Source organism: Mycobacterium sp. Root265, assembly GCF_001428895.1.
GTDB lineage: Bacteria > Actinomycetota > Actinomycetes > Mycobacteriales > Mycobacteriaceae > Mycobacterium.
The window spans coordinates 1-21,888 of the sequence record NZ_LMJA01000012.1; the positions used below are offsets into that span (position 1 = coordinate 1).

Below are 21,888 nucleotides of genomic sequence, written 5' to 3' on the forward strand. Positions count from 1 at the left end.
TGTCTCGGGACATCGCTTACACCTGAGCGGGCTGGTTGGATCCAGAGTGGTTCATGGCCCAGAAGGTGACGGCGATGGACATTCGTGCGGCGGTGGCGTTGGTCGGCGAGATCGACAACGTCTCGGAGTTCTGCCGGCGGCAGCAGATCAGTCGGGTGACGTTCTACAAACTCCGTAAACGGTTTCTGGCCGGTGGCTGGGATGCGCTGGTGCAGCAGCAGTCCCGGCGACCGGTGTCCTGCCCGATGGCCACCGCCCCCGAGGTGGTGGCCGCGGTGATCGCGTGTCGCGTGGAGTTGCGTGCTGACGGGTTGGATCACGGTCCGCAGTCGATCGTGTGGACTTTGCAGCGGCGCGGGGTTGTCGGGGTGCCCTCACGGGCCACCGTGAGTCGGATCTTGAGTCGTCATGGGCTGGTCGAGCCCCAGCCACGCAAACGCCCTAAATCCGCGAGCAAGCGGTTCGTGTTCGCCCGCCCGAACGAATGCTGGCAGTCCGACTGGACCGAATGGCAGCTCGCCGACGGCAACCCGGCGGCCATCGCAGGCAGTATCGATGACCACTCGCGTTACCTTGCCGGTTTGGTTGCCGGGTGCGGCGCGGGGACCACGAAGCTGGTGTGGTCGGTGATGTTGGCCGGCATCGGCGAGTGCGGCGTGCCCWTGATRTCATTGTCGGACAACGGATCTGTCTATACCGGGCGGTTGCACGGGTATGAGTCGGTGTTCGAGGCCAACCTGCGTGCCTTGGGGGTGCGCACCATCAATTCCAGGCCGTATCACCCGCAGACCTGCGGCAAGATCGAACGGTTCTGGCAGACGTTGAAGAAATGGCTTGCTGTCCGCCCGCGGGCAGCCACCATCACCGAGCTCAACGATCMACTCGAGACCTTCCGCGAGCTTTACAACCACCGCAGGCCGCACCGGGCGCTGCGCGGARCGACCCCGGTGGAGGTATTCACCGCCACGGAGAAGGCCCGCCCCGTAGACCGGCCGCTACAGGCACCGCTGTTGCTCACTAGGCGCACCGTCAGCCCGTCGTCCGGGCAGATCACCGTCGGTCAGTACAAGGTGAACGTCGGATTGCGCTGGGCCGGGCACGAATGCGACATCATCCGCGACGGAGAGCACATCACCATCTTTAGCGGCGCTCTCTTAGTGCGCGAACTGACCGCCGACCCGACGCGGCGATACCAACCCGGCGACCGAATCGCACGGACCTACCGCGACCGTGAACCCCATCCGGCATCATCAGTGTGAGCGATGTCTTGAGACATATGTGTACGCGATGTCCCGAGACACCACATCGGAANCACGGACCTACCGCGACCGTGAACCCCATCCGGCATCATCAGTGTGAGCGATGTCTTGAGACATATGTGTACGCGATGTCCCGAGACACCACATCGGAATGGTTCCGACGAAAACTCCACAAATCACTGTCGGTACGTGGTCACGATCGGTTCGAGCTCGTCCGGGGTCGCGCCGTGCATGATGACCGCGTCCGCGCCGTAGTCGAACTCCTTGCGGATCCGGTCCACACACTGCTGCGCCGAACCGGTCGCCGACGGTTCCAGCCACTCGTCGGGAATCAGCGTGGCGATGTGCTCGATCTGTTCGGCCGTGCCCTTGTGGTCGATTCCGCCGCCGATGGACTGCACCACGGGGTCGTCGCGGAAGCGTTGCAGCACTCCGGGATCCCAGCCGTTCGTGTTGACCAGCAGATCGCCGTAACCCTGCAGGTAGGTGGCGAGCCGCGCCACGGTCTTCTTCAGCCGCAGTTCCTCGGGCAGGTGATCGCCGACGGTGGCGAAACAGGACCACACCCGTACGTCGTCGGGATTGCGGCCGGCCTGCTCGGCGGCGTCCTTGACCGTCTTCACCGCGCGCTGCAGGGTCTCCGGCGTGAAGTAGGTGTGCAGGATGACATCGTCGAATTCGCGGCCACCGAGCGCGAGGGTCTGCGGCCCGAACGCCACGATCGCCAGCCGGATGTCCTCCTTGAAGTCGGGGTCCAGGAACAGCAGCTGATACTTGCCGATCGGACCGTCGTGATTGAAGATCAGCTCGCCGTGCCACAACCGGCGCATCACCTGAGCGAAATCCTCCATCTGCGCCGTCGTCACCGGCGGCACGCCGAAGGCCCCGTACATCGCCGCGATCCCGCGGCCGAGCCCGAGGGTGAACCGGCCACCGGACAGCCGGTGCATGGTGGTGGCCCACGACCCGGTGATGAGTGGGTGGCGGGTGTTGTGATTGGTTGCGGCGGTGGCGATCTGCATGCGGCTCGTGACAGCCAGGGCGGCACCGGTGAGCGACGACGCCTCCTTGACGTTCCAGCGCTCGGAGATGAACCCGGTGCCGAATCCGAGTTCCTCGCCGCGGCGGGCCTCGTCCATCAGCGTGGCCGGACCCTCACCGCCGGCTCCCGCCAGCAGGTAGTAGCCCAGCTCGTCCAGTACCTTCTCGGTCACGCCCACACTCCTTGTTTGTAGCCACAATTCCAGACCTCGGTGATCCGCCCATCGATCACCCGGAAGATCTCCATACTGCCGATGGTCGTCTCGGTGCCGTCGGTGAGCCTCATCGGCGACTGGTACACGATCGCCACATGCTCGCCGTCATCCCCGGCAACGACCAGGTTCAGATCGAACCGGATGCTCTCGAACATCGCCCAGTGGTCCACTACCCTGCTGACCGCCTCGGCGTGGGTCAGCACCGTGACCTCGCCGACGTCGTGACGGGTGACGGTGTCCCCCAACAGTTCATCGGCCAGCGCGAAGTCACGCTCGTTCCACACCACCAGGTTGTACTGCTCGACGACCTCACGGGCGGTTCTCATACGTCGAACTCCTCCAGTGCCGCGATCTCGTCGATGGCGGCGACTGCCCGGTCGATCAGGGTGACGCAGAGCCGTCGCGATCGCTCGGGCACCACATCCCAGGTCAGCAGCGCCACCACCGGCATGAACAGCAGCAGCGCGACGGCGAAGCGGTAGTCCCGCCATACCTGCTCGAACTCGTAGTCGGTGACCCCGCGGCTTCTCAGCGCGGCGACGTACTCGCGGACCAGCGCATCGTCCTGGCCCCGGCGCACCGATGTGGGTAGTCCCTGGCTCACCAGGTAGGCGATGTCGGCGGCGCCCGCACCCCGCACCGCGAGCTGGAAGTCGACGATCTTGAGCTCGTCGCCCCGGAAGAAGAGATTGTCCGCCCGGATGTCCCCGTGCAGCAGCATCGTCCGCTGCGACAGTGCGTCCAGTGCCTGCGGCGCCAGTTCGGCGAACCGGTCCGCGAAGCGCGCCACCGCGGGCGGCACCGGCTGACCCGTCTTATCCAGGTAGAGCTGCCAACCCGGGGTGAAGGCCGGCAGGAACAGGTCGCGGGTCAGTGGGTTGTCGATATTCGGAAACTCCTGCAGACCAACGGTTTGTGGGTTCCGCTGCGACCAGGCGTGCAGATCGGCCAGCGCGGCGATACACAGCGTGGTGCGTTTGATCGACAGCCCGGCCAGGTGGTCGGCGTTGTCCCACTCGCACAGATCCTCCAGCACCAGCACGAAGGTGTCACCGTCGATGCGCGCCACATGGCAGGCGGGCGTGGAGATCGGTGCCTCAGGTGCGATGTGACGGTAGAACGCCAGCTCCCTGCGGTATCCGCCGAGCAGTTCCATACCGCCGCGCGCCTCCGAGTCCGCGGGCAGCTTCACGATCACCGACGTCGGCAGGGTGGAATCGCCGCTCAGCGCCACGCGGTACAGCCGCGCGGAGAACCCGGTGTCCTCGGCAATCCGATGCGCCTGCACCGAGGTGACGGTCGCATCTGCGGGCAACGCGTCGGTGAGCCACCGCGCGGTGATCTCGTCGATGCTCGACGGGACCGCGACGGGTACAGCGGGTGATGTCATCCTTGACCTCCGCAGAAATTTGACGCTCGACAACTAAGTTAGTTGTCGAGCGTCTAATATGCAAGGGTGTCCGAGCGCCTCACCCAGTATCAGCGTGTGGAACAGTCCTCGCGCCTGCTGTTGCAGGCCGCCGCCGAACTGATCGTCGAAAAGGGCTGGGAGGCAACCACGGCCGCGGAGATCGGGCGGCGCGCCGGCTACAGCAGAGCGATGGTGCACGCCCGCTATGGCAGCAAGGACGCCATCCTGGAGGCGTTTCAGCAGGTGTATGTGGCACGGCTGAATCCCGACCCCGAGCCGGGTTCCACCGGCCTGGCACAGGTGCTTGCCCATTTCGACCGGGTGCAGGAGATCAACGCCGAGGACCCGTCGGTGACGCGGGCCATGTTCGTCTCCGCCTTCGAGGCCGTGAAGACGAGTTCACCTCTGCGCGAAGGGGTCCGCGACCAACTCAGCGGCGCGGCGAAGAAGGTGGACGCCGGGGTGCGGGCCGGCATCGCCGACGGATCACTGCGCGCCGACATCGACGCCGACGCCGCGGTGCGCGACATCACCGGTTCGATCTTCGGCATCGCGTTCCAGTGGGTGGTGCTTCCGGAGGAACACGACCTCGATCACGAGATCAACTGCGTTCGGACACGCATCATCTCCACCTACGGCAGCTAGGCCAACAGGAACCGCTCGGTCGCGGTCTGCACACCACCGGAGAACAGATGCCCGACATGGCTGCCGTCATGCCAGTGCAACTCACCGCCCCAGCGCTCGTGCATCGCCAGCGCCGAGCTGCGCATCGCCATCTGGTCGTGCCAGGCGCCCACGATCAGCCGCCGGTCGGTGACCGGTGTGGTCGCCAACGGATCGATCACCGAGGTCATCGCCGACACCGTGTCGGACTGCAGCTGCTCGGCGGCGCTGCGGCCGGCCTGGCCCCAGCGGCCCAGATGCAGTCCGATCATCGCGTTGAGCCCGAGGATTGGGGTGTACAACGCCACCGCGCCGACGCGGGCGTCCAGGCGCGACACCAGCGCGGCGACCGCACTGCCCAGCGACAACCCCGAGACCGTCACCGATCCCGAATCGGCTGCCAGCCAACCGATCAGCGCGCGCACCTCGGACACCACTCGCATCGTCCCCGCCACGTTGGCCAGCGGGTCCCGCGCCGGATACTCCGGCCATTCCCGCCGCCGGACACCGTGCCCGGGCTGCACCGGGAGCGCGACGTTGAAACCCAGCGCATCCAGTCTGCGCACCCGCGCCACCATGAGATCCATCGGGTCACCCTGGCCGGCACCGTGGATCCAGACCACCCAGGGTCGCTGTTCGTCACGCCGGTACAGCCGCACCCGCGCCGTCGCCACCCCGCCGTGGCCATCGGCCAGCAGCGACTCCGGCAGGGCCGGGGTGTGTACGAAGCTCAGCTCCTCGAACCGCAGCGCCCCGAAGGTCCGCCGCTCGATGCTGTCGACGTGCAGTGGCTCCGGATCGCGGTGCGCCCCGGCCACACCGAGTTCGCCGAGCTCGGTGGCGGCATCGACATAGGCCGCCAGTGGGCGCGGCAGCTCGGGCGGCGGACCGGTCAATGTCATCCCGGTGACCACCAGCTCGTCGAGTGCGACCTCACCGAGTTGCCGTAATCCGGCCCGCGACAACCTGTGCCAATCTCCGGAACCGTTGAGCGCGCCGACCGAGCGCGGCAGCACCCCGCCGAGTTCCCACGCGATCTGGATGGCTCTACGCAAGGGTGAACCCCTGATAGCCCTGGGCCGCGATCTCATCGCAGCGCCGCCGGTACTCCGGGATGCCCGCCGTGTAACCCATGTACATCCGCTTCTTGCCGGGCACGTTGGCGCCGTTGTACCAGGAGTTGCACGACGGATGCACCAGTACCGTCGCCGCGACCAGCGAGGTGGCGTGCTCGATCCATTCGTGCTGCGCCTCGACCTGTGCGTCGATGGTCCGGTAGCCGTGTTCGCGCAGGTGGCCGATGCAGTCCGCGATCCACTCGATGTGCTGTTCCATCGCTGCGATGAAATTCGTTGCCGCAGAGGGACTCCCCGGCCCCTGCACGGTGAACAGATTGGGGAACCCCGCCACGGCCAGACCGAGATAGGACAGCGGCCCCTCCTCGGCCCAGTAGTCGCCGAGCAGCGCACCGTCACGGCCGCGCACCTTCATCTTGCTCAACGCGCCGGTCATGGCGTCGAATCCGGTGGCGTAGACGATGACGTCCAGGTCGATATCGCGTGCTCCGGTGGAAATCCCGGTCTCGGTCACCGCGCGGATCGGGTTCGCACGCAGATCCACCAACGTCACATTGTCGCGATTGAAGGTTTCGTAGTAGCCCTGATCGATGATCGGGCGCTTACAGGCGAACGGGTGGGTGGGCACCAGGGCGACGGCGGTGTCCGGATCCGTCACGATCCGTGCGATCGCCTCGCCGTACAGGGCGGTGGCCATCCGGTTGGCCTCGATATCGAAGAAGACGTCACCCCAGTTGAGCGCGCCCATGACACCGCGCTCCTCGATGGCCCGCAGTTGCTCCTCCCGGGTTGCCGTCTTGATCGGGGGGCTGGCCAGCATGTCGAGCAACACCGAGAATGCGGACAGCCGGGCCGCACCCACCGGATGCGCACGCTGAGCCGCGCGGATGTCCGCATAGCCGGCCTTCAGATCATCCAGTTCGCCCGGGCCGAAGGCGCGTACGGTCCACGGCAGCGTGAACGCCGGCGAGCGCTGAAAGACGACGAGCTCACCGGCCTGCTGCGCGATCACCGGGATCATCTGCACCCCAGTCGATCCGGTGCCGATGACACCGACCCGCTTGCCGGCCAGGTCGACGGCCTCGGCCGGCCACCGGCTGGTGAACAACGACTCGCCGGCGAAGGAGGCCACCCCGGGGATGTTCGGCTCCAGCGGAACCGACAGGATGCCCGAGGCCGCCACCACGAACTGCGCCTCGAAGGTCCTGCCGTCGGCCACCTCGAGCCGCCAGACCGCGTCGTCCTCGTCGAACGTCATGCCGAGCACCTCGGTGCCGAACGCAATATCGCGACGCAGGTCGAGCCGGTCGGCGACAAAGTTCAGATAGGCCTCGATCTCCGGTTGGGCCGGCATGGATTCGGTCCACACCCACTCCTGCTGGATCTCCTCGGAAAAGCTGTAGGAGTATTCGATGCTCTCGATATCGCAGCGGGCACCGGGGTAGCGGTTGACCAGCCAGGTGCCGCCCACCGCATCGGCCTTCTCCAGAACCGCCACCCGCAGGCCCTGTTCGCGCAGCTTGTGCAGTGCATACAGCCCGGAGAACCCGGCCCCGACAATGATGACGTCATAACCGTGCATGGTGTCTCTCCACGTAGAACTCTGCCGCCCGGGCAATGGCCTCGGTCGCCGGACCTGGTTGCCAGCCGAGCTCGCGGGTCGCCTTCGAATGATCCAGCGGTGAGGTGTGATCCAGCAGTCGCACCGAGGTGAGCGTCACCGGGGTGTCGCGGCGCAGCACTCTGCCGAGCAGCTCGCCGGTGGCACCGACCGCGTAGAGCACCTGCACCGGCAGCCCGATACGCGGGGCGCGTTCACCGACAGCGTGTGCCGCCGTGGCGAACAGCTCACGCTGACTGATATAGCGCTCGGAGACGATGTAGCGCTCCCCCGCCGTGCCGTGTTCGGCGGCCAGGACCAGCGCCTCTGCGGCGTCCTCGACGCCGACGACCTCCGAGCCGACACCGTCGACGTAGACCGGCACCCGCCCCAGGGCCGCGGCGGCGATCATCGCACCGTGCGGGGTGGGTTGCCAATCGCGCGGACCGTAGGTGTTGGACACGCACATCGCGACGGCGGGCAGTCCCCGCTCACGGGCGTAGCTCAGCACCAGATCTTCTGCCTGACGCCGTGATTCGACATAGGGACCGCCGATCCCCGGCCAGTTGAACGGGTCGTCCTCGGTCGCTGCCCGGCCGTCGTCACCGACCGCCACCGCGCCGATCGTGCTGGTGAAGACGAACTTCGGTAACCCGGCGGCGACCGCGATGTCGAGCACGCCGCGCAGGCCCTCGACGTTGGTGCGGAACAGCGGAGCCGGATCACGAAGCCAGGCACGGGCATCCACCACGCAGTAGAAGACGGCATCGCAGCCGTGCATCGCGATGCGCACCGCGTCGGTGTCGAAGATGTCACCGTAGTGACGGTCGACGTCGAGATCGTCGATGGCGCGGGTGGAACTGCTTTCCCGCAACAGCACCCGTACCCGGTCACCGCGTTCGACGAGCTTGCGGGTGACATGGGAGCCCAGAAAGCCGCTGGCACCCATCACCAGCACGGTGCGCTGCTCGGTCACCGCAGGCTACTTCGCCTGGGTGAAGCGCAGGATGGTCCGGGTCAGGTGCAGGCTGGTGATGACCCAGCCACCGTCGCGTTTCTCGTAGGTCTCGTGGTAGTGCCCGGCACCGAAAAGCTCACCGCCATCGGGAAACAACAGCAGATCTTCCATGGCCCAGATGGCCGACGCCGTGGTGTCCGAGGTGAGGTCGATCTCCGGGGTGTGCACGTGATGCTTGGTTTGCGCGTGCTCGACGCCGCCCAGCACCACCGGCACGAACGCGTCGAGCCCGTTCAGGTCGGGTGCGGTCTGGCCGTCCGCGCCGCCGGTGGAGATCGCCATGTCCAGCTTCACCACGACGTCATGGGCGAACAGTGCCTTCCACGCCTCGTAGTCCTTGGTGTCCAGGAACCGGCAGTACCGTGCCTTGAGCCGGCGAATCGCCTCGTAGTCGTCCATATCAGAACTGTGCCATTCCGTTGTCGATGGACAGCGCCACCGCGCTGATGTGGCGGGCCTCGTCGGAGGCCAGCCACGCCACCGACGCGGCGATGTCCTCGGGTTCGGCCATCCAGTTCGGGGTGAACGGGGTGCCCATCTGCACCAGCGGCGGGTTGGTCTCGAATGCCTTGCCGAGCGCGCCGACCATGTCTCCGGTGCCCATCGCGGTGTTCACCGGCCCGGGATGCACGCTGTTCACCCGGATGTGGTGCTTGCCGAGCTCGGCGGCGAACGCACGCGCCATCCCGGTGACGGCGTGCTTACTGGCGGTGTAATGCACCATGAAGGCCTGCATCTTCACGCCCGCAAGCGAACTCACCAGGATGATCGAGCCGCCCTTGCCGCCGTCGATGATGTGCTGGGCGCCGGCCATCACCGTGTTCCAGGTGCCGGTGACGTTGATGTCGATGGTGTCGCGGAAGGACTCCGGGGTGATGTCGTGCCAGGCCTCGGGGATGGTGATGCCGGCGTTGGCGACGATGACATCGAGGCGGCCCAGTTCGGCGACGCCGTCGTCGACGGCGGACTTGAGGCCCTCGTAGTCACGCACATCCACAGCGCGGTGAAAGATCCGCCGCCCGCTGGCCTTGACCAGATCGACCGTTTCGGCGAACTCATCGGGGGTCGCCGACAGATAAGGCACCTTCGGCGGGAGCGGACCGGCGATGTCGACGGCGATGATGTCGGCGCCCTCGTTGGCCATCCGCACCGCATGGGCGCGGCCCTGGCCACGCGCGGCGCCGGTGATGAAGGCGACCCTGTCGGTCAACAACCCTGGCATCGTGCTCCTTTGCATTTCACGGCTCTTGCGGACGATACTACTGTAAGCTGTTCAGTAGCAGGTTCGGATCTGGAAGGTGTTCCCGTGGAGGTTCCGTTCACCTGGAAGGTCACCGGCTGGTTCATGATCGGCTGGTCGGCCGAATTCGTCGCCGGCGAGACCCGTCCGTTGCGTTACTTCGGTGAGGACCTGGTGGCCTGGCGCGATGAGGACGGCGCGCTGCACCTGATGGAAGCCCATTGCAAGCACCTCGGCGCCCATCTGGGTCACGGCGGCAAGATCGTCGGCGACTGCGTCGAGTGCCCCTTCCACGGTTGGCGGTGGGGACCCGACGGCACCAACCGCCACATCCCGTACCAGCCCGACAAACCCAACCGCGGCCTGCGGCTGCGGACCTATCCGATCGCCGAACAGCACGGCTGCGTGTTCATGTGGTTCCAGCCGCACGGCGAGCCCCCGCACTGGGAACTGCCCGATATCTTCGACAAGTTCCCGCAGTTCCCGACCGATCCCGACGCGTTCTACCGCCCTTACCCCGAGTTCTCCCGGTTCGCCGAGAACGAGCCGGTGCATCCGCAGATCGTGGCCGAGAACGGGCCTGACAGTGCGCATTTCCGCTATGTGCACCGCGCCACGGTCACCCCGGTCTGCCTGGACTGGAAGGTGGTCGACAACGAGTGGCAGTTCCTCACCGGCTGGCCCGATGCCCGAAGCGATGATCCCGACAAGATGTCGCTCTACATCCACAGCCACTTCTCCGGACTGGGCTTCGCGATCAGCGCCTTCGAGGGCGCGGCCGAGCACCGGCTGATCTTCGCCTGCACCCCGGTCGATGACCACGTGTCCAACATGTTCTATTCGATCTGGTGGCCCAAGGTGCCCGGCGACACCTCCGACATCCCACCCGAGGATGTCCGCAAGCGCGTCGAGAAGCAGTATCTGGTGACGGTCTGGGACGACCTCGACATCTGGCGCTACCAGAAGTACATCGAGCGGCCGTCACTGTCCAAGATCGACGCGAAACCGTATATGGCCATGCGTAAATGGGCGACACAATTCTATGAAGTCCCGCCGGTCGGCACACCGGTATGACGACAGCGGTCATCACCCAGGAACTGCAGGGTGCGGTGGTCGGCCCGAACGCCGGGCTGGCCGTGCTCGCCGACGAGGCCCGACGGGTGGCACTGCCCAATATCGGCCGGCTGCTGCCTGCGGCGCGCGCCGCAGGCCATCACGTCGTGCACTGCCTGGTGCAGCGCCGGCCCGACGGACTGGGCTCCAATCACAACGCCCGGCTGTTCGCCGCGGGCAAGCGCGCCGTCGACATCACCCCCGGCAGTGCCGGAGCCACCCTGCTACCCGAATTCGGTCCGGAGCCGGCAGATCTGGTGTTGTCCCGCTGGCATGGGCTCGGCCCGATGGGCGGCACCGATCTGGATGCGATCCTGCGCAATCTCGGCGTCACCACCATCGTGGCTGTCGGTGTCTCGCTCAACATCGCCATCCCCAATCTGGTGATGGATGCCGTCAACGCCGGCTACCGGGTGGTGCTCCCCCGGGACGCGGTCGCCGGTGTCCCCGCCGCATACGGCGAGGCCGTCATCGACAACAGCCTGGCCCTGCTGGCCACCATCACCACCACCGCAGCACTCATCGAAGACTGGAGCGTCCATGGCTGAGGTTTCCGCGATGTTCACCGTTTCCGCGGTGGCCGAGGCCGTCGCCGCGGCAATTCCCGACCGCACGCTGGTGGCCCAGGGTGAGCGACGCTACAGCTACGGCCACATCGTCGAGCGGTCGACCCGGCTCGCGGCATATCTGCATGCGCAGGGCCTGGGGTGCCACACCGACCGTGACACGCTGGCCGGGCACGAGGTCGGCCAGGACCTGCTCGGCATCTATGCCTACAACGGCCCGGAGTTCGTCGAGGGGATGCTCGGCGCGTTCCGGGCCCGGGTGGCGCCGTTCAACGTCAACTACCGCTACGTGAAGAACGAATTGCAGTATCTGCTGGCCGATTCCGAGGCGTCGGCGCTGCTGTATCACGCCGCGTTCGCACCGCGGGTGGCCGAGATCCGCGACGAGGTGCCCCATCTCAAGGTGCTCATCCAGATCGCCGACGGCTCCGGCAACGAATTGCTCGACGGTGCCGTCGACTACGAGTCGATCGTCACCGCCGAGGCCCCGGCGCCGCCGGTGCAGCCCTCCCCCGACGATCTCTACGTCCTCTACACCGGCGGCACCACCGGCATGCCCAAGGGCGTGTTGTGGCGCCAGCACGACATTTTCATGACCGCGTTCGGCGGCCGCAACATGATGACCGGCGAGCGCGCCGGATCGGTCGAGGAGATCGTCGGCCGGGTCACCGAGAACCCCGGCACAAAGCTGCTGATCCTGCCGCCGCTGATTCACGGCGCCGCGCAGTGGGCCGCCATGACGGCCATCACCACCGGGCAGACGCTGGTGTTCCCGAGCATCGTCGAACGTTTCGACACCGATGACGTGGTCCGCACCATCGAGCGTGAGCAGGTGCTGGTGGCCACCGTGGTCGGTGACGCGATGGCCCGCCCGCTGCTGGCCGCCCTCCAGCGCAGCCTGCGCGACGGCAGTGCGGATGTCTCCAGCCTTGCGGTGGTGGCCAATGGCGGCGCGCAACTCACCCCGTATGTGAAGCAGCAGTTGATCGATGCCAAACCCGGGCTCATCGTGATCGATGGTGTCGGCTCCTCGGAGACCGGTGCGCAGATGAGCCACATGTCGGCCCCCGGGGCGGTGTCGACCGGCACCTTCAACGCCGGGCCGGACACCTGTGTGGTGGCAGAGGATTTCACCGCGATCCTGCCGCCGGCCCACGACGGACTCGGCTGGCTGGCCCAACGCGGCTTCGTGCCGCTCGGTTACAAGGGCGATGCCGCCAAGACCGCGGCGACGTTCCCGGTGATCGACGGTGTGCGGTTCGCCGTCCCCGGTGACCGGGCCCGGCATCTGGAGAGCGGCGCGGTCGAACTGCTCGGCCGGGACTCGGTCACCATCAATTCCGGCGGTGAGAAGATCTTCGCCGAGGAGGTGGAATCGGCCATCGCCTCGCATCCGTCGGTGGCCGACGTGGTGGTGGCCGGACGGCCCAGCGAGCGGTGGGGCTCCGAGGTGGTCGCGGTCGTCGCGCTCGCCGAGGGCGCACAGGCCGACGCCGAGGAGCTCATCCGGCATGCCGAAAGTTCCATCGCCCGCTACAAACTGCCCAAGGCGGTGGTGTTCCGCCCCGTGATCGAGCGCAGCCCGGCGGGCAAGGCAGACTACCGGTGGGCCCGCGAGCAGGCGCTCACCGGTTCCTGAGCCGACGCCGGGTACGCCGGCGGGCCATGCTCAGGGTTACATCGGCGTACATCTGCATCCCGCGGCGGAACGGCGGTGCCGCTGACCCGGTCATGCTGAACGGCAGATCGGTGCCCACCACCGTGCGCTGATGGCTGAAGGCGTCGAAGCCCGCCTTACCGTGGTAGGCGCCCATACCGCTGCGACCCACCCCACCGAATGGTGCTGCCGACGGAATCATCTGTGCGGCAAAATCGTTGCGCGCCACCCCACCGCTGCGGGTGTTGCGCAGAAAGGTGCGAAAGGTCTCGCCGTCCGGGCCGAACCAGTAGGCGACCAGCGGCGCGGGACGCGCGTTGATGTAGTCGATGACCTCGCCGAGCGCCGAGTAACCGAGCACCGAGAGCACCGGCCCGAAGATCTCCTCGGAGGCGATGGCCATGTGCTCATCGACACCGCTGACAATGGTCGGCGCAATCTTGCGAGTCACCCGGTCGGGCAGTGTCTCCCCGGTCGGGACCACCGATTCCACGGTGGCGCCCCGGTCACGGGCGTCGTCGATCAGTCCGACCACGCGGTCGAAGTTGGCCTCGTTGACACTTGAGCAGTAGTCGTCATTGCCGATGATGCTGGGGAACATGCCCGCCCAGGTCCGGCGGACGGTGTCGATGAACGGCGCGACGCTGTCATCGGGGACGAACACGTAGTCCGGGCAGACGCAGACCTGGCCGCCATTGACCATGCGGGCCTGGGCGATTCGCGTCGCCGAGCGCTGGATGTCCGCGGTGGGGGCCACCACGACGGGATTCTTGCCGCCCAGTTCCAGGGTCACCGGGACGAGGTTCTCCGACGCGGCGCGCTGTACCAGCGATCCCACCGACGGGGAGCCGGTGAAGAAGAGGTGGTCGAACGGCAGCCGGGAGAATTCGGCGGCCACCTCGGGCCCACCGGTGACCACGGCGAGTTCGGTGGCCTCGAAGTACTTCGGGGCCAGCCTCGCCATCAGTTCCGCTGTGCCCGAGGTGACCTCGGACATCTTGATCATCACCCGGTTGCCGGCGGCGAAGGCCGCCGATGCGGGCAGCACCACGAGATTGAGCGGGAAGTTCCACGGCCCGATGATGCCGACGACGCCCAGCGGGGACGGTTCGACCTCGGCGCGCAGCCCGGCGACGCGCCCCGCGCGCATCAGCTTGGTGGCCTTCATCCAGTGCGGTACATGGGCCCTGGTGTGTTCGATGACCGGGATGATGCCGACGACCTCGGTGAACAACGATGCCGCGCGCGACCGGGTGCCGAAGTCGGCGGCCATCGCGTCGACGAACGCGTCGGTGTTCTCCAGCACCAGCGCCAGCAGCCGGTCGATGCGGTTTCGGCGCAGGGCCACGCTCGGCGGGCCTGCGGCGATGAACGCCCGCCGCTGACGTTCCAGCAGAGCCCGGGCGTCGACCTCGTGCTCGATGCGCTGGTCGGTTGTGCTCATATCCTGAACTCCCTCCGGTAACGCTCACGGTAGCAGCAGCGGTCCGCGGCGGGCGGCAGACCATCGCAGGAGGAAAACGCTATGTTTCGAACGGACGGGACGTGTTACTGTAAGTGTTACAGTATTAACGCGGATGACGGCACGAAGGCAGGTAGCGCGCGTGGACAGCCAGACGCAGGACGAGAGCGATCTCTTGGCGGATTTGGGCGACACGGTCAACCTGCTCCGCGACCCGTACCCGTTCTTCGCCGCACACCGCGCCCGCCACGGCGTCTTCGCCGGCAGTGTCATGGACTGGTCCAAGACACCCTACGAGTTCCGGCCCGAGAACCAGTACGCGGCGGTGTCCTATGACGCCGTCAACACCGTCTTCCGGGACAGCAAGTCGTTCAACTCCAAGATCTACGACGACACCATCGGGCTGTTCATCGGCCCGTCCATCCTGGCGATGGAAGGCACGCTGCATCGCGCACACCGCAATCTGGTCACCACCGCGTTCAAGGCGAAGTCACTGAAGCGCTGGGAGCCCGAGATCGTCCGCCCCATCTGCGAACAACTCATCGATGAGTTCATCGAGACCGGACGCGCGGACCTGGTCCGCGACTTCACCTTCGAATTCCCGACCCGGGTGATCTCCAAGCTGCTGGGTCTGCCCGAAGAGGATCTCGCCTGGTTCCGCGCCCGGGCCGTCGAGCTGATCAGCTACCACGTCAAGTACAAGCGTGCCTTCGAAGCCTCTGCGGCGCTGAAGGACTACTTCGTCAACCAGATCGATCTGCGCCGGTCCTCGCCCACCGATGACATCATCGGTGATCTGGTGACCGCCGAGGTCGAAGGCGCGAAGCTCACCGACGAAGAGATCTACTCGTTCCTGCGACTGCTGCTGCCGGCCGGCCTGGAGACCACCTTCCGCTCCTCGGGCAATCTGCTCTACCTGCTGCTGACCCATCCCGATCAGTTCGCCGCGGTGCAGGCCGACCACGAACTCCTCGGCCAGGCGATCGAAGAGGGCCTGCGCTATGAGACACCGCTGACCACCGTGCAGCGTTCGGCCAGCGTGGCCACCGAACTCGACGGCGTCGAGCTCCCCGCCGGGGCGGTCATCGATGTGTGCATCGGCGCCGCCAATCGCGACGAGGCCCGCTGGGAACGGGCCGAGAAATTCGACATTTTCCGCAAGCGCGTGCCGCACATCACCTTTGCCGCCGGCGAGCACACCTGCCTCGGTCTTCACCTGGCCCGGATGGAGACCCGGGTCGCCATCGAATGCCTGCTCGACCGGGTCACCGACCTCGAACTCGACGCCGGCGCGGACCCCCACATCTTCGGTCAGCCGTTCCGCTCGCCCACGGCCGTACCCGTCACGTTCCGACCGATCACCTGAGCACGGGAGGCACCGTGAGCAGACCCGCAACGAAAAGACAGCGTCGTGAACGCGGGTCCATCAGTGTCGAGGAGATCCTGTCCGGCGCGTTCGACGTCGCCGCCGACGTGTCGATCGACCACCTCAGCATGCCGCAATTGGCCAAACATCTCGATGTCGGCGTCACCAGCATCTACTGGTATTTCCGCCGCAAGGATGACCTGCTCGACGCGATGACCAACCGGGCCCTCGACGAGTACGACTTCACCGCACCGAGCATCGATGCGGACAACTGGCGGGAATCGCTGGCACACCACGCGCGGATCATGCGAAAGACATTCCGCGGCAATCCGATTCTGTGTGATCTGATCCTGATCCGCGGATCCTATGGACGTGCGGCGGTGCAGGGCGCCATCCAGAAGCTCGAGCCGCCGGTGGCCGCCCTGGTGCGCGCCGGGCTGACCTCCGAGCAGGCCTTCGACACCTACTCGGCGATCGCCACCCATGTGCGCGGCACGGTCATCATGGAACGCCTGCAGGACAAGATGCCCGGTATCGCACCGCGCCGGGACGGCGAGCGCAATCTCATCGATCCGGCCGCCACCCCGTTCATCGCCGAGGCCACCGGCCGCGGCCACCGGATGGGCGTGGCCGACGACATCAACTTCGACTACGTGCTGGAGTGCATCCTCGACCACGCCGAGATGCTGGCGCGTCAACCCTGACGGGGCAGGCGCCACCCGATGGTCTTGGTCTCGGTGTACTGGGCGAAACCCTCGATACCGCACTGCCGGCCGACGCCGCTGTTCTTGAAACCGCCGAACGGTGCGTCGGCGCCGTAGTACATGCCGCCGTTGACGCCGATGGCACCGGTCCGGATCCGCCGGGCGACGCCCATCGCGCGTTCCGGGGACTTGGACAACACCGCACCGGCCAGTCCGAAGGCGCTGTCGTTGGCCAGCCGCACCGCGTCGTCGTCATCGTCGAACGGGATGAGCACCAGCACCGGACCGAACACCTCGTCCTGCGCGATGGATGATCCCGGGTCCGCCCCCAGGATCACCGTCGGCGCCACGAAATGCCCGTTGGCCAGGTGGTCGGGCAGCCCGTCGGGTACGCCGCCACCGACGACGATCTCGGCGCCGTCACGTCGAGCACCCTCGATGGCGTCGAGCACCCGCTGCTTCTGCGCCGCGCTGATCAGTGGCCCCACCAGGGTGGTCGGAAGCGCCGGGTCACCCACGGGTACCCCGCCGAAGGCCATCGTCACATTGGCGACGGCCTCGTCGAACAGACTGCGGTGCACCAGCATCCGGGTGTTCGCCGCGCAGGCCTGCCCGGCGTGCACGCAGGCGCCGATCGCGCCGGGGATGATGTGCGCCGGGTTGGCGTCGTCGAGGACGATCATCGCGGACTTGCCGCCCAGTTCGAGGAAGGTGCGCTTCATGGTGTCGGCGCCGACCCGCATCAGGTGCCTGCCCACCGCGGTGGACCCGGTGAACGACACCATGTCGACGCGGGGGTCGGTGCCGAGCAGCCCGGCCACCTCATTGGACGGGGTGGGCACCACGTTGATCACCCCGGCCGGAATGTCGGTGCGCTCGGCGATGAGGCGCCCGAGCCGGGTGGCGTTCCACGGGGTGTTCGGATCCGGCTTGAGCACCACGGTGTTGCCGGCCGCCAGCGCCGGGCCGAGCTTGTTGAGGATGACCTCGATGGGGAAGTTGGAGGGCGTGATGGCGGCGACGACGCCGACGGCCTCCTTGACCACGGTGCGCGCGTTGCGCTCACCGAACAGGCCGCCACCGTCGAGGCGCCGTTCCCATTCGAACTCGTCGATCAGCCGGGCCGGGTAGCGCAGCGCGTCGGCGAGGGGCCAGTCGAGTTGCGCGTTCTGCGTCGTCATCGCCGGGCAGCCGACCTCGGCGATCAGTTCCTCACGCAGCTCTTCGGTTTCGGCTTCGATGGCGTCCTGCAACTGGAGCAGTGCTCGCTGCCGCAGTGCGCGGTTGGTGGACCAGTCGGTGCCATCGAAGGCGCGCCGGGCCGCGCCGATGGCGCGATCCATATCCTCGGGACCGGCGGCCGAGGTGCTGCCGAGCAGCAAACCTGTTGCCGGGCTGAGATTGTCGAACGCCGCACCGGAGGCCGCGGCGGTCAGCTCACCGTCGATGAGCATCCGCATCTCGGCGCGGTCCGCCGCGCGGCGCCCGATGTCGACACTCGACGCATCCGCCACCACCTCACTCACCAGAAGACCTCCCAGGCCGAATGCATCAACAGTAAACGTTACAGTATCTCAGTGCGCAATGGTCACCGGCGCCACCTGCACCGGCACTCCGGTCAGCCACGACATCCCGGCCAGGGCCTCGACATCGGCCGGGTCACTGGACATCAGCTGGTTGACATTGACACCGCCGGCCCGGTTGGCGATCCGCCAGCCACCGGTCCCCCGATGACCCCAACCGTGCGGAATCGCAATGGTTCCCGGCACGATATCGACGGTCAGCGCCACCGGCACAGCGATCTCGCCGAACGGTGAGCGCACCGTCGCGGTGTCGCCGTCGGCGATGTTGCGGGCGGCGGCGTCATCGACATGCATGAGTGCCCGCTGGGTGCGCTCCCCGCGCATCAGCAGCGGCGCGTTGTGCATCCACGAGTTCTCCGAGCGGGGCTCGCGCATCCCGATCATCCGCATCGGAAATCCCGCGGGCCGCGCGCGCCGCGTCAGTGCGACGATCTCATCGCCGATATCGCGATGCGCCAACTCGACCTTGCCGTGCCGGTAGGCGACCACCTCGTCGAGCACGCCGGTCCGGATGTTCGGCGCCACCACCACGCCGTGCGGGTGTGCGGTGGCCAACCGGCGAAAGTTCAGTCCGTCGCGGCGCAGCCCGAACCGATCTCCCCCGTCGGCCATTCGGATCATCATGTCGACCACCGGACGCGGGCTCAACCGTCGACCGCCGCGTCCGGCCATCCGCTGACCCACCCGCAGCGCGGCGAAAACCGGTGTGCGCAGCTGAATTCGTGAGATCAGGTCCACGATGATGTCCCATTCGGTGCGACATTGCCCGGCCGGCGCGACGACCGCGTCGGTGGCCTGGCGGAACGGGGTGGCCTGGAACTGCTGGAACGTGACGGCGAAATCGTCGCGCTCGTACATCGTGGTGACCGGCAGGACGTAGTCGCAGTGCGCGTGGGTCTCGTTCACGTACAGGTCGAGGCCGACCATGAGGTCCAGGGATTCCAGCGCATCCTCCAGTTCCGCACCGTTGGGCAACGACAGCACCGGGTTGCCGGCACCGACGAACATCGCCCGGATCTGCCGGCGTCCCGGGGTGGTGATCTCCTTGGCCATCAGCGCGGCGGGTTCGGCGCCGATGACCGTTCGCATACCGCCGATCCGGGTGCGTTTGGTGCGGTATGTGCGCCGCAAGGAGGCGCCCATCAGCTTCGAACCCCATTTCTGCCCGGGGATTCCCAGCGTGCTGAACACGCTGCCGCCTGGGCGGTCCAGGTTGCCCGCCACCAGATTCACCGCGTCGATCAGATAGGTGACCAGGGTGCCGTTGCGCCCCACGCAGGTGCCCAGACGCCCGTACACCGCCGCCCGGGGCGCCGCGGCGAGATCACGCGCCAACGCGCGCACCGCATCCGGCGTAACCCCGGTGTGCACCTGGGTGGCTTCCGGCGTGAACGACGCGACTTCGGCGTCCAGCCAGTCCAGCCCGCGGGACTGTGCCCGGCCGATCCCGCTGACCAGTCCCTCGGCGAAGAACACCTGCAGCACCGAGAGCAACAGGTAGGCATCACTGTCGGCGATGACGCCCAGCCACTCGAACTGCGCTGCGGTCTCACTGCGGCGCGGATCGATCACCACCACCCGGCCGCCCTTGCGCACGATGTCGTGCATGCGGTCCTTGATCCGCGGGGCGGTCAGAAAACTGCCATGGGACACCACCGGATTCGCGCCCATCAGCACCAGCAGATCGGTGCGCATCAGATCCGGGATCGGCACCGTCATCGGGGAGCCGTAGAGGAACTGGCTGGCCAGTAGCCGGCTGCTGGTGTCCTGCGAGGAGGAGGTGAAGAAGTGACTGTGCCGGCCCACCCCCTCGGCGAAGGCCATCGCCCCGAAGAGGTGGGCGTAGCTGAAGGCGGCCGGATTGCCCATGTACCAGCCGAACGCGCCGGAACCGTGCCTGCGGTGGATCGCGTCGCACCGCGCGGCGATATCGTCGAGTGCGGAGTCCCAGCTCACCGCTTCGAAGCCGTCGGGGGTGCGCTTGAGCGGGGTGGTGACCCGGTCCGGATCGTTGACCACTTCGGTGAACGCGATGCCCTTCTGGCACGCGAACCCCGCCGACAGCGGATGCTCCTTGTCCGGCCGCAGCGCGGTCAGGCGCCCGTCCTCGACAGTCGCGATCATCCCGCACAGCGGCTCGCAGATCCGGCAGAACGTCGGCTTGTGTTCGATGCTGGTAGCCATCATTCACCGCACTTCCGTGGCGTCGGGGGCCGGCCACCAAGTACGCTACTGTAAGAATTACAGTTGGCATGTGGAGTTCGCAGTTTCTCAAGGAGAACGAGATGCAGAAGGCGCTGGCGACCGAGATTTCGACGTGGCCCGACGCCGAGCCCGCCTTGATCGGTAGCCGCTGCGGGTCCTGTCGCGCGACGACGTTCCCGGTGCAGCGGCGCTGCCCCGGCTGCAGCAGTGCCGCGATGAGCCCTGAGCACCTGCCCCGGCGCGGCACCCTGGTCGCCTGGACCACCCAGGGCTTTGCGCCCGGTCCGCCCTATAAGGGACCCACCGGCAAGGACTTCGTGCCGTTCGGCGTCGGGCTGGTCCAGCTCGGGGATGTCCTCCGGGTCGAAGGGCGGCTCACCGAAAACGACCCGGCCAAGCTGACATTCGGCATGGAGGTCGAACTGACCATGATTCCGTTCGCCACCGACGCCGAAGGTGACGAGTTGATCACTTTCGCCTTCGCACCTGTTGAGGGAGCCTGATGTACGACGTAGCGATCATCGGTGTCGGCCTGCACCCGTTCGGCCGCTTCGAAGGCAAATCGGCTCTTGCGATGGGCGTGGACGCCATCTTCGCCGCCGTCGATGACGCCGGGGTCGATTGGAAGGACATCGGTGCCGCCACCGGCGGCAGTTGGACGGTCGCCAACCCCGATGCCATCGTGGGCATGGTCGGGCTCTCCGGCATCCCGTTCACCAACGTCTTCAACGCCTGCGCGACCGCGGCCAGCGCGGCCAAGGTGTGCGCGGACGGTATCCGTCTCGGCGACTACGACATCGGGATCGCCGTCGGACTGGACAAGCACCCCCGCGGCGCCTTCACCGAGGATCCGGGTCTGGTCGGCATGCCGGCCTGGTACGCCGAGAACGGCCAGTACCTGACCACCCAGTTCTTCGGCATGAAGGCCAACCGGTACCTGCACGACCACAACATCTCGGCACGCACCCTGGCCAAGGTCGCCAACAAGAATCTGCGCAACGGCGCCCTGAACCCGAATGCCTTCCGGCGCAAACCCATCGCCGAGGACGACATCCTCAACTCGACGATGCTGAACTACCCGCTGACCCAGTACATGTTCTGCGCCCCCGATGAAGGCGCGGCGGCGGTGGTGATGTGCCGGGCCGATCTGGCCCACAAGTACACCGACAAGCCGGTGTATCTGCGGGCCGTCGAGATCCGCACCCGCAGCTACGGGGCCTACGAGGTGAACACCACCTGCGCCCCCGTCGTCGAGGACGTCGCCCCCACGGTGTACGCCGCACGTACCGCGTTCGAAAAGGCCGGTGTCGCACCCGAAGACGTCGACGTGGTGCAACTGCAGGACACCGATGCCGGTGCCGAGATCATCCACATGGCCGAATGCGGATTCTGCGCTCATGGCGACCAGGAGAAGCTGCTGGCCGACGGCGCCACCGAGATCGGCGGCTCACTGCCGGTGAACACCGACGGCGGGCTGATCGCCAACGGTGAGCCGATCGGCGCGTCCGGGCTGCGCCAGATCCACGAGCTGGTGCGCCAGCTGCGCGGCGAGGCCGGCGATCGCCAGGTTCCCGGCGAGCCCAAGGTCGGTTTCGCCCAGCTGTACGGCGCGCCCGGCACCGCGGGCGCCACCGTCCTGACCCTCTGACATTCACCGCGAGCAGACGTGAATGGTCCGAAATCATGCCATTTGAGCGCCATTTGCGTCT

The 21,888-nt window shown here is 67.0% G+C and carries 20 protein-coding genes; 9 read left to right on the plus strand and 11 right to left on the minus strand.

Annotated features, from left to right (window positions below; genetic code table 11):
- Positions 1 to 53: 53 nt before the first annotated feature.
- Positions 54 to 1,259 (plus strand): IS481 family transposase, encoded by a 1,206-nt coding sequence (locus tag ASE48_RS12230; protein ID WP_057167367.1) that lies wholly within the window; start codon positions 54 to 56, stop codon positions 1,257 to 1,259.
- Positions 1,260 to 1,435: 176 nt separating this feature from the next.
- Here the strand turns inward: ASE48_RS12230 and ASE48_RS12235 are convergent, their stop codons facing one another.
- The 3 genes from ASE48_RS12235 to ASE48_RS12245 are packed head-to-tail and all read right to left on the minus strand — an operon-like array spanning position 1,436 to position 3,905.
- Positions 1,436 to 2,473 carry a TIGR03857 family LLM class F420-dependent oxidoreductase gene (locus ASE48_RS12235; protein WP_057167733.1) on the minus strand — a complete coding sequence of 346 codons (1,038 nt, stop codon included), beginning with the start codon at positions 2,471 to 2,473 and terminating at the stop codon, positions 1,436 to 1,438.
- Positions 2,470 to 2,841, minus strand: a complete 372-nt coding sequence (locus ASE48_RS12240; RefSeq protein WP_057167368.1) for a nuclear transport factor 2 family protein — start codon at positions 2,839 to 2,841, stop codon at positions 2,470 to 2,472. Before ASE48_RS12240 ends, ASE48_RS12235 begins: the two co-directional genes overlap by 4 nt.
- A complete protein-coding gene (locus ASE48_RS12245; RefSeq protein ID WP_057167369.1) occupies positions 2,838 to 3,905 on the minus strand; it encodes a phosphotransferase in 1,068 nt (355 codons plus the stop codon). The genes ASE48_RS12240 and ASE48_RS12245 overlap by 4 nt, the downstream gene beginning before the upstream one ends.
- 66 nt (positions 3,906 to 3,971) lie before the next feature.
- Here ASE48_RS12245 and ASE48_RS12250 point away from each other — a divergent pair, with 66 nt between their 5' ends.
- A complete protein-coding gene (locus ASE48_RS12250) occupies positions 3,972 to 4,571 on the plus strand; it encodes a TetR/AcrR family transcriptional regulator (protein WP_057167370.1) in 600 nt (199 codons plus the stop codon).
- Here ASE48_RS12250 and ASE48_RS12255 read toward each other — a convergent pair.
- Genes ASE48_RS12255 through ASE48_RS12275 form a run of 5 tightly spaced genes read right to left on the minus strand, consistent with a single transcriptional unit; the run spans position 4,568 to position 9,505 of the window.
- Positions 4,568 to 5,680 carry an alpha/beta hydrolase gene (locus tag ASE48_RS12255; protein WP_057167371.1) on the minus strand — a complete coding sequence of 371 codons (1,113 nt, stop codon included), beginning with the start codon at positions 5,678 to 5,680 and terminating at the stop codon, positions 4,568 to 4,570. The two genes, ASE48_RS12250 and ASE48_RS12255, sit on opposite strands and share 4 nt — an antisense overlap.
- Positions 5,637 to 7,247, minus strand: a complete 1,611-nt coding sequence (locus ASE48_RS12260) for a flavin-containing monooxygenase (RefSeq protein ID WP_057167372.1) — start codon at positions 7,245 to 7,247, stop codon at positions 5,637 to 5,639. The genes ASE48_RS12255 and ASE48_RS12260 overlap by 44 nt, the downstream gene beginning before the upstream one ends.
- Positions 7,234 to 8,214, minus strand: coding sequence for an NAD-dependent epimerase/dehydratase family protein (locus ASE48_RS12265; RefSeq protein WP_057167734.1), 981 nt, complete (start codon positions 8,212 to 8,214; stop codon positions 7,234 to 7,236). Before ASE48_RS12265 ends, ASE48_RS12260 begins: the two co-directional genes overlap by 14 nt.
- 33 nt (positions 8,215 to 8,247) lie before the next feature.
- Complete coding sequence (locus ASE48_RS12270; protein ID WP_057167373.1) at positions 8,248 to 8,682, minus strand: nuclear transport factor 2 family protein; 435 nt, start codon at positions 8,680 to 8,682, stop codon at positions 8,248 to 8,250.
- A 1-nt stretch (position 8,683) separates the two neighbouring features.
- A complete protein-coding gene (locus ASE48_RS12275; protein WP_057167374.1) occupies positions 8,684 to 9,505 on the minus strand; it encodes a mycofactocin-coupled SDR family oxidoreductase in 822 nt (273 codons plus the stop codon).
- A gap of 84 nt (positions 9,506 to 9,589) precedes the next feature.
- Here ASE48_RS12275 and ASE48_RS12280 point away from each other — a divergent pair, with 84 nt between their 5' ends.
- Genes ASE48_RS12280 through ASE48_RS12290 form a run of 3 tightly spaced genes read left to right on the plus strand, consistent with a single transcriptional unit; the run spans position 9,590 to position 12,841 of the window.
- Entirely contained in the window at positions 9,590 to 10,597 is a 1,008-nt protein-coding gene (locus ASE48_RS12280) for an aromatic ring-hydroxylating oxygenase subunit alpha (protein ID WP_057167375.1), read from the plus strand.
- A complete protein-coding gene (locus ASE48_RS12285) occupies positions 10,594 to 11,184 on the plus strand; it encodes a cysteine hydrolase (RefSeq protein ID WP_057167376.1) in 591 nt (196 codons plus the stop codon). Before ASE48_RS12280 ends, ASE48_RS12285 begins: the two co-directional genes overlap by 4 nt.
- Positions 11,177 to 12,841 (plus strand): acyl-CoA synthetase, encoded by a 1,665-nt coding sequence (locus ASE48_RS12290; RefSeq protein ID WP_057167377.1) that lies wholly within the window; start codon positions 11,177 to 11,179, stop codon positions 12,839 to 12,841. Before ASE48_RS12285 ends, ASE48_RS12290 begins: the two co-directional genes overlap by 8 nt.
- Here ASE48_RS12290 and ASE48_RS12295 read toward each other — a convergent pair.
- Positions 12,828 to 14,303, minus strand: a complete 1,476-nt coding sequence (locus ASE48_RS12295) for a coniferyl aldehyde dehydrogenase (RefSeq protein WP_235571102.1) — start codon at positions 14,301 to 14,303, stop codon at positions 12,828 to 12,830. The genes ASE48_RS12290 and ASE48_RS12295 overlap by 14 nt on opposite strands.
- A 160-nt stretch (positions 14,304 to 14,463) precedes the next feature.
- Between ASE48_RS12295 and ASE48_RS12300 the strand changes: the two genes are divergently transcribed.
- Positions 14,464 to 15,687 (plus strand): cytochrome P450, encoded by a 1,224-nt coding sequence (locus ASE48_RS12300; protein ID WP_057167378.1) that lies wholly within the window; start codon positions 14,464 to 14,466, stop codon positions 15,685 to 15,687.
- 14 nt (positions 15,688 to 15,701) lie between these two features.
- Entirely contained in the window at positions 15,702 to 16,391 is a 690-nt protein-coding gene (locus tag ASE48_RS12305; RefSeq protein ID WP_057167379.1) for a TetR/AcrR family transcriptional regulator, read from the plus strand.
- Here the strand turns inward: ASE48_RS12305 and ASE48_RS12310 are convergent.
- Entirely contained in the window at positions 16,382 to 17,917 is a 1,536-nt protein-coding gene (locus tag ASE48_RS12310) for an aldehyde dehydrogenase family protein (protein WP_057167380.1), read from the minus strand. The two genes, ASE48_RS12305 and ASE48_RS12310, sit on opposite strands and share 10 nt — an antisense overlap.
- Positions 17,918 to 17,965: 48 nt before the next feature.
- Positions 17,966 to 20,158, minus strand: a complete 2,193-nt coding sequence (locus ASE48_RS12315; RefSeq protein WP_156409196.1) for a molybdopterin-dependent oxidoreductase — start codon at positions 20,156 to 20,158, stop codon at positions 17,966 to 17,968.
- 101 nt (positions 20,159 to 20,259) lie between these two features.
- On the opposite strand from ASE48_RS12315, the gene ASE48_RS12320 reads away from it, so the two are divergent.
- Complete coding sequence (locus tag ASE48_RS12320; protein WP_057167736.1) at positions 20,260 to 20,682, plus strand: Zn-ribbon domain-containing OB-fold protein; 423 nt, start codon at positions 20,260 to 20,262, stop codon at positions 20,680 to 20,682.
- Positions 20,682 to 21,827 carry a thiolase family protein gene (locus tag ASE48_RS12325; RefSeq protein WP_057167382.1) on the plus strand — a complete coding sequence of 382 codons (1,146 nt, stop codon included), beginning with the start codon at positions 20,682 to 20,684 and terminating at the stop codon, positions 21,825 to 21,827. The genes ASE48_RS12320 and ASE48_RS12325 overlap by 1 nt, the downstream gene beginning before the upstream one ends.
- Positions 21,828 to 21,888 lie beyond the last annotated feature (61 nt).

Coding starts and splice junctions, on each gene's coding strand:
- ASE48_RS12240 (WP_057167368.1), bottom strand. CDS start 2,841: ATGAGAACCGCCCGTGAGGTCGTCGAGCAGTACAACCTGGTGGTGTGG.
- ASE48_RS12245 (WP_057167369.1), bottom strand. CDS start 3,905: ATGACATCACCCGCTGTACCCGTCGCGGTCCCGTCGAGCATCGACGAG.
- ASE48_RS12255 (WP_057167371.1), bottom strand. CDS start 5,680: ATGAGATCGCGGCCCAGGGCTATCAGGGGTTCACCCTTGCGTAGAGCC.
- ASE48_RS12260 (WP_057167372.1), bottom strand. CDS start 7,247: ATGCACGGTTATGACGTCATCATTGTCGGGGCCGGGTTCTCCGGGCTG.
- ASE48_RS12265 (WP_057167734.1), bottom strand. CDS start 8,214: ATGGGTGCCAGCGGCTTTCTGGGCTCCCATGTCACCCGCAAGCTCGTC.
- ASE48_RS12270 (WP_057167373.1), bottom strand. CDS start 8,682: ATGGACGACTACGAGGCGATTCGCCGGCTCAAGGCACGGTACTGCCGG.
- ASE48_RS12275 (WP_057167374.1), bottom strand. CDS start 9,505: ATGCCAGGGTTGTTGACCGACAGGGTCGCCTTCATCACCGGCGCCGCG.
- ASE48_RS12285 (WP_057167376.1), top strand. CDS start 10,594: ATGACGACAGCGGTCATCACCCAGGAACTGCAGGGTGCGGTGGTCGGC.
- ASE48_RS12290 (WP_057167377.1), top strand. CDS start 11,177: ATGGCTGAGGTTTCCGCGATGTTCACCGTTTCCGCGGTGGCCGAGGCC.
- ASE48_RS12295 (WP_235571102.1), bottom strand. CDS start 14,303: ATGAGCACAACCGACCAGCGCATCGAGCACGAGGTCGACGCCCGGGCT.
- ASE48_RS12315 (WP_156409196.1), bottom strand. CDS start 20,158: ATGGCTACCAGCATCGAACACAAGCCGACGTTCTGCCGGATCTGCGAG.
- ASE48_RS12320 (WP_057167736.1), top strand. CDS start 20,260: ATGCAGAAGGCGCTGGCGACCGAGATTTCGACGTGGCCCGACGCCGAG.
- ASE48_RS12325 (WP_057167382.1), top strand. CDS start 20,682: ATGTACGACGTAGCGATCATCGGTGTCGGCCTGCACCCGTTCGGCCGC.